Genomic DNA, 13299 nt, shown 5'->3' on the forward strand with positions numbered 1-13299 from the left:
ATGGATAACCATGTCCATTTTTATATAAATACCTGTGGCTTTGACATTTCAATCTTTATGCGCTGTATAAATACCGCTTATGCGGCTTACTACAACAAGCGCTACAGCAGACATGGGCACCTGTTTCAGGGGCGTTTCGGCAGCAAGATAGTAGACAACGATACATACAGCCTGACCTTATCTGCGTATATACATAATAACTCAAAGGATATTGCCGGCTATGACGGAAACGAGGAATCTTATATGTATTCTTCCTATGGCATTTATACAGGAAGGAGGAGGAATACGGAGGGTATTGTTGACGATGATTTTTTGCTGGAGCTTTTTAGCAGTGATAAAACAAAGGCACGTCAAAAGTATAAAAGCTTTACGGAATCAATGAGGGATACAGGTATAATGAAAGAGGTGCATGAAGGCATTATGCGTGAATACACTGAGAATGTGTATAGCAGTGGTAAAAAGCACATTATGAGGCATGAAACGCCCAAAGAGCTGATAGAGAAGATAGAGATAATTTTAGGCGAAAGGCTGCCTGAAATGCTTAGAGCAAAATTCAGCAGAGAAGCAAGCCGGGTGAGAGCCTTTACAGCCTATGTCATGCGTGCCTTATGCGGGTATACATATAACGATATATGCAAATATATAGGGAATATGTCCGTTTCCGGGGTGTCAAGGCTGTCAAATGAGGGCTTTAGGCTGCTGGGCAGGGATATGCAGTACTGCAGCGTATTCAGAACATTGATTTACTCGGATTAAAACGAGGCATATTTTGCTTTTAAAGTGTATTGGAATATTGTGTAAAATATTATTTCCTCCATATTATCAGTAGGGAGCTTTCTTTAAACGTGCACGGATTTAGCATAAAAACCATTACCAAGAGTAATACTGATATTCTTATCTTCAAAACAATTCTTTTGGGATTTACCTAAGCTTATTTTCTTATTTTGAGCAAGCATTTTTTATTATAATGTATAGCATATAATGTTCAAAGGCATATAAAATTTTTTTAATGACAAAAAACGCAGGAGCGTCCCCAAACAAAAGCTTGAAATACATTCGAAAATATATTATTGTAATATTAGTACAATATATAGCATTCTTTTAATAAACCAAATAATAGGAAAGGAATGGTACATATGGTTAAGGTGATTTATGGAAAGAAGGGGATGGGCAAGACTAAAATACTTTTGGACGCAGCAAATGCCATGGCTTTAGAGGACGCAAAAAACGTTGTTTTTATTGATGACAGCAACCAGCTCATGTATAATTTAAGTCACAAGGTCAGGTTTATAAATGTATCGGAATTCCCCCCAGACAGCCCTCCAGTATTCATAGGCTTCCTGCATGGCATAATCTCAAGTAATTATGATGTTAACGGAATATTTATCGACGGACTCACATACTTTTTAAAAGAGGACATAAACGCTCTTGAACAATTCTTTAAAGAAATAAATTGTATTTCCCAAAAATATAATATAGCTTTTTACATAAGTATAAACGGAGATTTGGACAAAATGCCGGAATATTTGAAAGAGTATGCAGCTTAAAAGTGTGTTTTTTATATTAAGAAATTTCTGAAAACTGCCTCAAAAAGGGCGGTTTTCTTTATTTGAATGCATCAGCGCGAAAGGGGTGTCAAGTGGGTACGGTAGCATCGGTGGTTGTAAGCAATTCAGCCAGAAATTATGATAAGCAGTATGATTATATAGTGCCGGAAGCCCTCAAAGAAGAAATAAAGCCCGGAATAAGGGTAATTGTCCCTTTTGGAAAAGGCAACAGGCTCCTGGAGGCATATGTTTTTAAGGTGTCTGATATTCAGGATTGCAAGGCTTTAAAGGAGATATGCCAAATAATAGACGCAAGTCCCGTATTGAGCGTCAATATGCTGAAGCTTGCGGCATGGATGAAATATCGGTATATATGCACGTATTCCGATGCTATAAAAGCCATGCTTCCACCGGGAATAGGGGTAAAAAGCCTGTGCATGGTCAGGCTTGAAAAAACAGGAGAGGTAAGGGCCGTACTTAAAAATATATTGGAGTCGCTAAAGACCTTAAACGGAGAGTGTACCTTTGATGAGCTCAAAGCTCTGGTGAATTCCCGAAGCCTGAAAAAATACCTGCAGGAGCTAAAAGATCTGGGGCTGGTAAGCACATACGAAACCTATTCGTCCAAAGTGGGAGAAAAGACAATGCGCGTGGCATATCTGGCTATGTCCAGAGATGAGGTGCTTGAAGAAATAGAGAGCAGCAGGATAAAAAAAATACAGCAGATAAGGATTCTGGAAATGCTTATAGACAACGAGTATATTTCAGTTGCCGATATAATAAGATTTTCAGGCGTTTCAAGGGGTGTTGTGGAGACGCTTAAAAAGCACGGCTATATAGATTATAAGGATATTGCAATAAAAAGGGATCCTTTGAAGGACAAGCCCGTGCTGCCTACCTCTCCTATGAAGCCTACTTCTCAGCAGGCAGCAGTAATAAAGCACATTTCCTGCGAAATTGACAAAGGGGCTTTTTCAGAGGTCCTTTTGCATGGGGTTACGGGAAGCGGAAAGACGGAGGTGTATCTCCAGCTTATACGCCACTGTCTTGATATGAACAGAACGGCTATTGCCCTAGTTCCTGAAATATCCCTTACTCCCCAGATGGTTGAGAGGTTTAAGGGCAGATTCGGAAATGCCGTTGCGGTGCTTCACAGCAGGCTTTCCTTAGGTGAAAGGTACGATCAGTGGAGGCTTATCCGAGACGGCAAAATTAAGGTGGTGGTTGGAGCAAGATCCGCAGTTTTTGCTCCTCTTGACAATATAGGAATAATAGTAATTGATGAGGAGCATGAAAATACATATAAATCCGAGACAACTCCCAAATATAATGCCAAGGAGGTTGCCAGAGAGAGGTGCCGCGATAGCGGAGCCATACTTTTATACGCCTCAGCCACCCCTTCCGTTGAAAGCTTTTATAATTCTTCTCCGGCAGAGCACGGCATCCAAAAGGGGATCAGGCTTCTTGAAATGAGGGACAGGGCAAACAGCATGGTAATGCCCGAGGTAGAGCTTGTGGACATGAGGAGAGAGCTTGAGGAGGGAAACCGCACGCTGTTCAGCAGGAGATTGACTGAGGAAATAACAAAAAATCTGGATTCAAAGCAGCAGACAATCCTCTTTTTAAATAAAAGAGGACACTCGTCTTTTGTGCTTTGCAGAAGCTGCGGCTATACCGTCATGTGCGTTAACTGCAATGTGTCCATGACATACCATTTGCATGACGACAGGCTTATATGCCATTATTGCGGGTATACTGTAAAAAACCCCGTAAAATGCCCCCGGTGCCAAAGCAATTATATCAAGCACTTCGGTACAGGTACTCAAAAGGTTGAGGAGGAGATTAAGAAGGCTTTTAGCAATTGCTCGGTTCTGCGCATGGATATGGATACTACCACCTATAAAAACTCCCATGAGGATATATTGAAAGCCTTCAGGGAACAGAATACAGGCATAATGATAGGGACACAGATGATAGCGAAGGGACACGATTTCCCCAACGTAACCCTTGTGGGTGTTCTGGCGGCGGACAGTCTGCTCAATACGGGAGATTACCGCTCCTCTGAAAGAACCTTTCAGTTGATAACACAGGTGGCGGGCAGGGCGGGCAGAGGCTTGCTTCCCGGCAGAGTTATAATACAGACGTATAATACCGAGGATTTCAGCATACTGTCTGCTTGCAGCCATGATTACCACTCCTTTTACAAGCAGGAAATAAGTGTAAGAGAAAAACTTAATTATCCTCCATTTACAAATATAGCTACAATTATTTTGAGCGGGATTAACGACAGAATGGTCTTTAATGCCGCTAAGGAAACCAAAAATGCCCTCGAGGCAATGCCCGGCGCAAAAGATGTAATGGAGCTTCTAGGGCCTTCAAGAGCGCCTCTTCAAAGGATTAAAACAAAATACAGGTGGAGGATTTTAATAAAGTGCGGCAATATTGACAGGCTTATAAACATACTGAGCCAATTGTCTGATAATTTTTATAAAAAAAAGGGTAATAATACAGTAGGCTTTGGTATAGATATAAATCCTTTAAATATGCTATAATATATAAACTGTGTTTATCAGTGGGACATATATTTATCCCTGACTAAAGGGGTGAAATATATATGTTATTAAACGGAGGTAGAATATGGCAATCAGAAGCATTAGGACAGACGGAGATGAAATATTAAGAAAGATATCAAAGAAGGTGGAGGTTATAGACAAAAAAGTACACACCCTTCTCGACGATATGGCCGAGACAATGTACAAGGCTGATGGAGTTGGTCTTGCCGCTCCGCAGGTGGGTATTCTTAAAAGGATAGTTGTGATAGACGTTGGAGACGGCTTAATTGAGCTGATAAACCCCGAGATAATTGAAAGCAGCGGAGAACAGACTGATATGGAGGGCTGCCTTAGCATACCGGGTATAGTGGGAGAGGTTAAGCGGCCTGCAAGGGTTGTTGCAAAGGCTGTTAACAGGAGTGGAAAGGAATTTACAATAGAGGGCACAGAGCTGCTTGCAGTAGCATTGTGCCATGAGACGGATCATCTCGAGGGAATACTTTTTAAGGATAAGGCAGTAAAGCTTGTAGATTTGGAGAACTTGCCTGAAAAAGAGTAAGGAGTGACAATATTGAGAATCATATTTATGGGTACGCCTGAATTTGCTGTTCCGAGTCTGGATATGCTTTTAAAGGAGGGCTATGACATAGCGGCGGTGGTTACACAGCCCGACAAGCCTAAGGGAAGGGGAAATAAAATTGCTTATCCTCCCGTAAAGGAATATGCCATAAAAAACGCAATCAGGGTTATTCAGCCGCAAAAGGTTAAAACCCCTGAATTTGCAGAGGAGCTTAGGGCTTTAAAGCCCGATTTGCTTGTGACTGCCGCATATGGAAGGATTCTTCCGGGAGGAGTTTTGGATATAGCTCCTCTGGGGTGCATAAATGTTCATGGATCTCTCCTCCCTAAATATAGGGGGGCTGCTCCCATTCAGTGGTCAATTATAAACGGGGAGGCAGTTACCGGCATTACCACCATGTACACCGATATAGGGATGGATACCGGAGACATGCTTTTAAAGAAGGGGATAAAGATAAGTGATGAAATGACGGCGGGAGAGCTGCACGATAAATTGTCGGCACTGGGAGCCGAGGTATTGAAGGAAACGCTTGAAAGGCTGAAGATCGGCACCTTGGAGAGAGTGCCTCAATTAGACGAGGAAGCTACCTATGCACCCATAATGACAAAGGAAACAGGGCTTATAGATTGGTCGGGGGACTGTGCGCGCATACATAACCTGGTAAGGGGTACAAACCCCTGGCCCGGAGCCTATACCTTCTACAAGGGGGAAAGAATGAGGGTGTGGAAGACAGAGGCTATTGACGATTTGAGCTGTTCCGGCAGACCGGGGTGCATATGTAAAGTGACGGACGGCAGCATTATTGCGGCTTGCGGAAGTGGAATGGTCAGGATATTGGAGCTGCAATTTGATTCGTGCAGGAGAATGACTGCCGAAGAATATATGCGTGGACATAAAATAGATGAGGGTGAGTTCCTTGGATAGAAGCTTGAAAAAATTTATGGATATATCTCTGCTGGCGATAATTTTTCTTTTTTTGATATGTGCCGCTTTTGTTTTTTTAAACAAATTTTCAACACTGGGCATGTACAATGCGATATTATTGATATTGACAGCAGCTACAGTAGCCGTAATGCTCCTTTTTATACTTTCAGTTGCGGCGGTATTTTACTCATGCAAGGAAAACCGCGTATATAAAAATGTCATGTGGCTGGTAAATTTGGGGCTCAGGATGGTTTTCCCAATTGCCATTTTCCTCGCGGGCATTTTTAAAAATAACAGGGATCTGGTGAGAAGGCTTTACATAGAGGTTAATAACATACTGGTGAAATCTCGCAAAAAAAGATATATTCCCGAAAAGGTGCTTATGCTTTTGCCTCATTGCCTTCAAAACTCAAAATGCATATATAAGGTAACAAGCGATATAGGCAACTGCCGCAAATGCGGAGGCTGCTGTGTAGGTGAGCTGACAGATGCAGCGGGCAAAGCGGGAATTAAAATGAGGATTGTTACGGGCGGAACAGCGGCAAGAGGAATTATTGAAAGGGAGAGGCCGGAGCTGGTCATATCAGTTGCATGTGAAAGAGATCTTGCAAGCGGTATCGCCGACGTATCCCGCACCCCTGTGATAGGGGTATTGAACTTGAGGCCCAACGGCCCTTGCTTTAACACCACCGTAAATATAGATGTTTTAACAAAGGAGATTGAAAGCGTATTAATATAATATTTTTAACAGGTGTATACTATGTCGGTTGATAAACCGCGAGAAATCGCGCTTAAAATTTTATATGATATAAACGAAAACGGAGCCTATTCCAGCATAGCCATAAATAAAGGGCTTGAGGCCTATGAGCTCAAGGGAGTTGACAGGGCCTTTATAACGGAGCTTGTTTACGGTACCTTGAAGTGGAGGCTGTCAATTGATTGGATTATAGAAAGCTTTTCGAGCATAAGGCTTAAAAAAATCTCCCCATGGATAATTAATATTCTAAGATTGGGGATATACCAGCTAATGTATACAAGCAGGGTGCCTGAGTCCGCCGCATGCAATGAAAGCGTAAGGCTGTCTAAAAAATATGGACACGCCGCTGCCGGAGGATATGTAAATGCTGTTATGAGGAGTGTCGTAAGAAACAGAGAGGGTATAAAATATCCCAACCCTTTAAATGACCTCCAAAAGCATCTGTCGATAAAATATTCCCATCCGGAGTGGATGGTAAGGGAGTGGCTGTGCGAGTTTGGAGAGGACTTTACAAAGGAGCTTATGGAGGCCAATAACGGAATTCCTGACTTCACCGTAAGGGTAAACAGGCTTAAGGCATCTATGGAGCAGCTTTCGGAGAGCCTTAAGAGTGAAGGGCTCGAGACATCCCCCGGAAGGTATGCCGTAGACGCGCTTGTTATAAAGCTTCCATCCTCAATTGCAAGGCTGGAGGCGTTTCGAAAGGGATGGTTTCAGGTTCAGGATGAGAGCTCAATGCTCGCCTCCATTGTACTGGACCCAAAGCCAGGGGAGCTTGTAATGGATATATGCAGCGCCCCGGGTGGAAAGGCTCTTCATATTGCCGCATTGATGGAAGGGCGGGGGGAGATAATTGCCAGAGACATTCATATGCATAAGCTCGAATTGATCCGCCAGTCGGCCCAAAGACTGGGTATAAATATTATAACACCGGAAATGTATGACGCTTGCGTACTTGACCATAATTACATAGATAGGGCGGACAGAGTACTGGTCGATGCTCCCTGCACCGGTCTTGGCATTATTCGCAGAAAGCCCGATATTAAATGGTCAAGGAGTATTGAAGACAGGGATGAAATAATACGGCTGCAGAAAAAAATATTAAATATCGGGGCAAGGTATGTCAAAAGGGGAGGCTGCCTTGTCTACAGCACCTGTACCATAGGACACAGGGAAAATGAAGATGTTGTTATGGGCTTTATTTCTGAAAATCCCGAATTTCAGCTTGAGGATATGACACCCTTCCTTCCCGGGCCATTAAAAAGACCGCAGGCAAAAAAAGGTTATATGCAGCTTTTTCCCAATACCGACGGGATTGACGGCTTCTTTATTTCAAGGCTTGTCAGAAAGCCTATATAGATTTTGTTCTTATATAGGATGCAATAAAGCTTTTACAAACATGGAGGATATAATTGCTTACATCAAACTATATCCCCCATGTAAAATCTTTATTGCTAAATATATAGAATATACAACGGTAAAAAAAGGAGCGGCTTAAATGGATGATAAAATAAACCTTCTTGATTTAAATATCCCGCAGCTTGAAGAGCTGCTTCGGGATATGGGGCAGGAAAAATTCAGGGCACGGCAGGTGTTTCAATGGCTGGCCAAGGGTATACCCTCAATAGACGACATGACAAACCTTTCTAAAGCACTCAGGGAAAAGCTGAGTGAAAGGGCCTTCATAGGAAGGCTGGACATAAGGCATAAGCTGGTTTCAAAAATTGACGGCACAAAAAAGTATCTTTTCGGGCTGCCCGACGGCAATATAATTGAGAGCGTGCTTATGGAATACAAGCACGGCTTTACGGTATGCATTTCCTCGCAGGTAGGGTGCAGAATGGGCTGCGGATTTTGTGCTTCGACGGGCGCGGGCTTTGAAAGAAACCTCACTCCGGGAGAAATGCTGGGGCAGGTATTGTCTATACAGCACGGAGAGAGCAAAAGAATAAGTAATATTGTTGTTATGGGAATAGGTGAGCCTCTTGATAATTATAAAAATTTAATAGCCTTTTTAAAGCTTGTCAATCATCCCGACGGCTTGAATATAGGCTACAGACATATTTCCGTTTCAACCTGCGGGCTTGTACCCGAGATTTTAAGCCTGTCCCAGGAGAGCTTGCCTATAACCCTTTCTATTTCTCTTCATGCCTCAAATGACGAGATGAGGAGCAAAATTATGCCCGTTAATAAAAAGTATTCTATTGACAAATTGATTGAAGCATGTAAGATATATACAGAGGTAACCAGGCGCAGAATTACCTTTGAGTATGCCTTGATAAGAGGCGTGAATGATTCCCGGAAGGGTGCGTATGAGCTGGCGAAAAGAATAAGAGGGCTTTTATGCCATGTAAATATTATTCCTGTCAACACCGTAGCCGGAATTGATATGGAAAAAAGCAGCAGGCCGCAAATAGAACAGTTTAAGAGTATACTTGAAAGAAACGGAATTGAGGCTACAATAAGGCGTGAGATGGGAAGCGATATCAACGCAGCCTGCGGACAGCTCAGGAGAAGCCAAACAGCCGGCTTGGCCCGGTAATGTGAGGTGAACTTTAAGCCAATTGTTTTTAGGAGTGATGAAATTGCGTTTTGGGGTTAAAAGTGACAAAGGAATGGTAAGAGAAATCAATGAGGATAGCTGCAAAGTGATCTCAGGCTATCCTGGGGTACCATCTGCCTTTATAGTGGCAGACGGCATGGGAGGACATAACTCAGGGGAAATTGCCAGTAAGCTTGCCGTGGATTTTATAAGCGATTACATACTCAGCAGTCCCTCAAGCTTTACAGGTGAAAACGATATACCTTCTGAAATAAGCCGCATGATAGAAAAGGCAAATTCAAGCATATACAGCTCCTCCATGGAACATGCCAATAACTATGGTATGGGAACCACTCTCACAGTCGCCATTGAGGTCACCAAAAAGCTATATATCGGACATATAGGCGACAGCAGGGCTTATGTTGTAAGACACGGCGGAATTGAGCAGATTACTACCGATCATTCCTTTATAGAGGAGCTGATAAAAAGCGGAACGCTGACGAGGGAGGAGGCTGAAAACCATCCCAAAAAGAACGTCATAACCAGAGCGTTAGGATGTATTGAAAGCATTGAAAGCGACATATATATATATGATATAATAGAAAACGACATCTTTATTATTTGCACAGACGGGCTGACAAACATGTTAGGAGAGGATGTCATAAAGAATATGGCGCAGCAGTTCGACGACCCTCAGGAGGCATGTGACAGAATGGTAGAGGCTGCAAATAAAAACGGAGGAAATGATAATATTACCGTAGTTGTAATAAGGATTTAATAATAAGAGGCTGATAGCGGCTTTAAAAATATAACCCGTTATCAGTGAAATTATCGAGGTGTTATTATGCAAGGTCAAATTCTGGGTAACAGGTATGAGCTTATTGAAAAAATAGGCGGTGGAGGCATGGCTCTGGTATATAAAGCAAGATGCCAGCTTCTTAACAGGTATGTGGCAGTAAAAATATTAAGGCCTGAATTTACCAACGATGAGGAATTTGTTAAAAGATTCAGAATTGAGGCGCAGTCCGCTGCCAGCCTGTCTCATCCCAATATCGTATCCATATACGATGTGGGGCATGATGACAATGTTCACTATATAATAATGGAATATGTAGACGGAATAACCCTTAAGGACTATATTTCGCGCAAAGGCCCGCTTGACTGGAAAGAGGCGGTAAATATTACAATACAGATTTGCTCGGCAATAGAGAACGCACACAGAAACCATATAGTCCACAGGGACATAAAGCCTCACAATATTCTTCTTACAATGGACGGTATCGCAAAGGTTACAGACTTTGGAATAGCCAGAGCGGTTTCCTCCTCCACTATAACAATGGTAGGAAGCACTATAGGCTCTGTGCATTATTTCTCGCCCGAGCAGGCAAGAGGAGGCTTCACAGACGAAAAGTCCGATTTGTATTCCCTTGGAATCGCGCTGTATGAAATGGTTACCGGAAAGGTGCCGTTTGACGCGGAAACTCCTGTAGCAATAGCCCTAAAGCATATACAGGATCAGCCTGTGCCGCCGTTTGAAATTAACCCCGGCATACCTACGGGAGTTAACGATATTATTATAAAAGCAATTAAAAAGGACCAAAATAAGCGGTACCCCACTGCAACAGAGTTTTTACAGGATCTGTACAGGGTTCTTAAGGAGCCTTACGGAGAATTTTTGACGGAGGATGAGTCAGAAAGCTCCCAGACGAGAAGAATTAAAGCCGTTAACCCGGCAAATCACGAGAGAAAGGGTGACTATCTTATTAAAGAGGCAAAGAATACACAAAAGGGTAAGAAAAACGACAGGCTTACGTATTGGGCGGCAGCTATTACTGCCGTAGTTATAATAGTAATATTCTCAATTGTAGGCTATACGGTCGTTCTGCCCGCCATTACCGGCCAGTCCGAAAAGGATAACTTTATAATGGAAAACTATGTAAACAGGGAAATCACAGAGGTCAAGGCGATCTTAAATAAGGCGGGCTTTGAAAAAATAGACATAAAGGAAGAGTACGACAGCAAAGTGAAGGAAGGCATAATAACAAAGCAAAGCATCCCGGAGGGCACTCCCTTGAAGCCTGAAGGATACAGCCCCATTGAGTTTACCGTAAGCAAGGGACCCGAGCTAATCAAAATACCCGATTACAGGGGCAAGGATCCGAGAGAGGCAAGAACAGAGCTTCGCACCTTTGGGCTAGAGACGGCGGATGAGTGGGAAAACAGTGAGGGAATTGCCGAGGGAAGTGTTATAAGGACTGAGCCCAAGGCTAATGAAGAGGTATTGCCGGGGACAACCGTCACACTGTTTATAAGCAAGGGCCCCCAGATAAAGCTCACAAAGGTTCCATCTATAATAGGCCTGACACAGAAGGAGGCGACTCAGAGGCTTTTGGAGGCTAATCTTAAGGTGGGTAAAACCTTCCCTGAAGACATAAGCACTGCTGTGGATAAGGTAGAGGATCAAAAGCCTGCGGCAGACACTGAGATTCAGGAGGGCACGGCGGTGGATATTTATTTCAAAGTCGATACCACCGAGAAGCCCAAGGAAATAAAGTATACCTTAAATTTAACGGATTCCGAGCAGTATGGGGACACCATAAAGGTGCTGGTAGAAATTACCCCGTCAGATACAAATATACCTGAAATAATATACGATGAGGAAAAGGGCAAGGCTGAATTTCCTTTTAATGTACCAATAAGAATTCCTGCCGGAGGCTATACCAAGGTTAGGATATATCTTGACGGAGAGCCTTATTTAACGGAATTTACGCTGCCTTAAAATTTGACGGGGAGGTTTGTATGCTTGCCAAAGGGTTTGTTGCTGAAAGGGATTGACGGCTTTTATTATGTAAAGAGCGACGATAAAACATATGAATGCAGGGCGAGAGGAATACTTAGAAAGCAAAACATTATTCCCATGCCCGGGGATGAGGTTTTTATAAGCATAAACAAAGATGGGCGGACGGGAAGCATTGAAGAAATTGCTGACCGTTCCTCCTGCTTTACAAGGCCCATGGTTGCAAATGTCAATCAAATAATTCCTGTTATTGCCGTAAAAGCCCCTTCTCCTGATTTTATGCTGCTGGACAAGCTGCTGATAACGGCGGAGGCCAAAAATATTCATGCCGTTATATGCATTAACAAGACGGATTTGGATAGCAGCAGTGAATGTAATAAGATAAAGCAGGTGTATGACAGGGCGGGCTATGAGGTGATTACCTCCAGCAATAAGAGTGCCGACAGCTTAAGGCACCTTAAGGAGGTTATGAAGTACAATATCTCCGTGCTTGCCGGACAGTCGGGAGTTGGCAAGTCTACTATTTTAAACACGCTTATGGACGCATCGGTAATGGAAACAGGCACCGTAAGCAAAAAAATAGAAAGGGGCAGGCATACCACAAGACATGCCGAGCTGATTGAGCTTGATACCGGGGGATATCTGGTAGATACACCGGGCTTTAGCTCATACGAATTGTCGGAAATAAAATACTGTGATCTTGAGCTGTATTACCCCGAATTTGCACAATGCCTTGGAAAGTGCCGTTATACCGGCTGCAGCCATATCAGTGAGCCGTTTTGTGCAGTAAAGCAGGCTGTGGAGGATGGGCTTGTCGATGAGGAGAGATATAAAAGATATATACAATTTTACAGCACCTTGAAGGAAATTTATCACAACAGATATAAAAATAAATAGAATAGCAAAGGGAGTATGTAAAAATGATAAAAATCGCGCCATCGTTATTAGCTTGTGATTTTTCCAGACTTGGAGAGGAAATTAAAAAGGTTGAAAATGCCGGAGCGGATTTGATCCACATTGACGTAATGGATGGGCATTTTGTGCCAAACATATCAATAGGACCTCCTATTGTAAAGTCGTTAAGACAAGTTACATCACTTGAGTTTGATGTGCATTTAATGGTGGAAAACCCCGATCCTTACATTGACGCTTTTATTGATGCGGGAGCAGACATGGTTTCAGTACATGCGGAGGCGTGCTGTCATCTGGACAGGTGCTTGCAGAAGATCAGGCAGAGGGGTAAAAAGGCGGCTGTGGCATTGAATCCTTCTACTCCCTTATCGGTGCTTGACTGGGTTATAGGCAGCATTGACATGCTTTTAATTATGACCGTCAACCCGGGCTTCGGAGGGCAGAAATATATTGAGGCGATGACAGAAAAGGTCAGACAGGCCCGGAGCATGATCAGGCAAAATTCTCTGAAGGTTGATATAGAGGTTGACGGCGGAATAGACTTAAATAATATAGCAAAAATAACCGAGGCCGGTGCAAATGTAATTGTTGCGGGTTCAACGGTGTACAACGCACCTGATACGGCGGCAATAATAAAGGCGTTAAAGGACGGAGCGTTTGCTTAGATATATAGCAAGCATATTAACAA

General features: G+C 43.0%; 12 protein-coding genes. All 12 read left to right on the plus strand.

The genetic code is table 11. From position 1 onward, the window contains the following. A partial coding sequence (locus DFR58_RS09005; protein ID WP_114297513.1) for a transposase occupies window positions 1-756 on the plus strand: 756 nt, incomplete at its 5' end. Between the two features lie 380 nt (window positions 757-1136). Next, the gene (locus DFR58_RS09010) at window positions 1137-1547 is read left to right on the plus strand and encodes a hypothetical protein (protein WP_114297515.1); all 411 of its coding nucleotides are present in this window, start codon (window positions 1137-1139) and stop codon (window positions 1545-1547) included. Between the two features lie 92 nt (window positions 1548-1639). Next, window positions 1640-4099 (plus strand): primosomal protein N', encoded by a 2460-nt coding sequence (priA, locus tag DFR58_RS09015; protein WP_114297516.1) that lies wholly within the window; start codon window positions 1640-1642, stop codon window positions 4097-4099. A gap of 85 nt (window positions 4100-4184) precedes the next feature. After that, the gene (gene def, locus DFR58_RS09020; RefSeq protein ID WP_114297518.1) at window positions 4185-4658 is read left to right on the plus strand and encodes a peptide deformylase; all 474 of its coding nucleotides are present in this window, start codon (window positions 4185-4187) and stop codon (window positions 4656-4658) included. Window positions 4659-4670: 12 nt separating this feature from the next. Then, window positions 4671-5603: a methionyl-tRNA formyltransferase gene (gene fmt / locus DFR58_RS09025; protein WP_242987503.1), complete on the plus strand. Its 933-nt coding sequence runs from the start codon at window positions 4671-4673 to the stop codon at window positions 5601-5603. Between the two features lie 4 nt (window positions 5604-5607). After that, window positions 5608-6342 carry a DUF116 domain-containing protein gene (locus tag DFR58_RS09030; RefSeq protein WP_207659196.1) on the plus strand — a complete coding sequence of 245 codons (735 nt, stop codon included), beginning with the start codon at window positions 5608-5610 and terminating at the stop codon, window positions 6340-6342. Between the two features lie 21 nt (window positions 6343-6363). Continuing rightward, window positions 6364-7719, plus strand: a complete 1356-nt coding sequence (gene rsmB, locus DFR58_RS09035) for a 16S rRNA (cytosine(967)-C(5))-methyltransferase RsmB (RefSeq protein ID WP_114297521.1) — start codon at window positions 6364-6366, stop codon at window positions 7717-7719. Window positions 7720-7858: 139 nt separating this feature from the next. Further along, window positions 7859-8902, plus strand: coding sequence for a dual-specificity RNA methyltransferase RlmN (gene rlmN / locus DFR58_RS09040; RefSeq protein WP_114297522.1), 1044 nt, complete (start codon window positions 7859-7861; stop codon window positions 8900-8902). Between the two features lie 22 nt (window positions 8903-8924). Continuing rightward, window positions 8925-9680: a Stp1/IreP family PP2C-type Ser/Thr phosphatase gene (locus tag DFR58_RS09045; RefSeq protein WP_242987505.1), complete on the plus strand. Its 756-nt coding sequence runs from the start codon at window positions 8925-8927 to the stop codon at window positions 9678-9680. A gap of 66 nt (window positions 9681-9746) precedes the next feature. Next, window positions 9747-11681 (plus strand): Stk1 family PASTA domain-containing Ser/Thr kinase, encoded by a 1935-nt coding sequence (gene pknB, locus DFR58_RS09050; RefSeq protein ID WP_114297524.1) that lies wholly within the window; start codon window positions 9747-9749, stop codon window positions 11679-11681. A 24-nt stretch (window positions 11682-11705) separates the two neighbouring features. Beyond that, window positions 11706-12596: a ribosome small subunit-dependent GTPase A gene (gene rsgA / locus DFR58_RS09055; protein ID WP_114297525.1), complete on the plus strand. Its 891-nt coding sequence runs from the start codon at window positions 11706-11708 to the stop codon at window positions 12594-12596. Between the two features lie 23 nt (window positions 12597-12619). Then, complete coding sequence (gene rpe, locus DFR58_RS09060; protein WP_114297526.1) at window positions 12620-13276, plus strand: ribulose-phosphate 3-epimerase; 657 nt, start codon at window positions 12620-12622, stop codon at window positions 13274-13276. Window positions 13277-13299: the final 23 nt, after the last annotated feature.

This window comes from Anaerobacterium chartisolvens (genome assembly GCF_003337415.1).
Lineage (GTDB): Bacteria > Bacillota > Clostridia > Acetivibrionales > DSM-27016 > Anaerobacterium > Anaerobacterium chartisolvens.

Excerpts from the sequence above, each read along its gene's own strand:
- DFR58_RS09010 (WP_114297515.1), top strand. The coding sequence starts at position 1,137 with ATGGTTAAGGTGATTTATGGAAAGAAGGGGATGGGCAAGACTAAAATA.
- def (WP_114297518.1), top strand. The coding sequence starts at position 4,185 with ATGGCAATCAGAAGCATTAGGACAGACGGAGATGAAATATTAAGAAAG.
- rsmB (WP_114297521.1), top strand. The coding sequence starts at position 6,364 with ATGTCGGTTGATAAACCGCGAGAAATCGCGCTTAAAATTTTATATGAT.
- rlmN (WP_114297522.1), top strand. The coding sequence starts at position 7,859 with ATGGATGATAAAATAAACCTTCTTGATTTAAATATCCCGCAGCTTGAA.
- pknB (WP_114297524.1), top strand. The coding sequence starts at position 9,747 with ATGCAAGGTCAAATTCTGGGTAACAGGTATGAGCTTATTGAAAAAATA.
- rpe (WP_114297526.1), top strand. The coding sequence starts at position 12,620 with ATGATAAAAATCGCGCCATCGTTATTAGCTTGTGATTTTTCCAGACTT.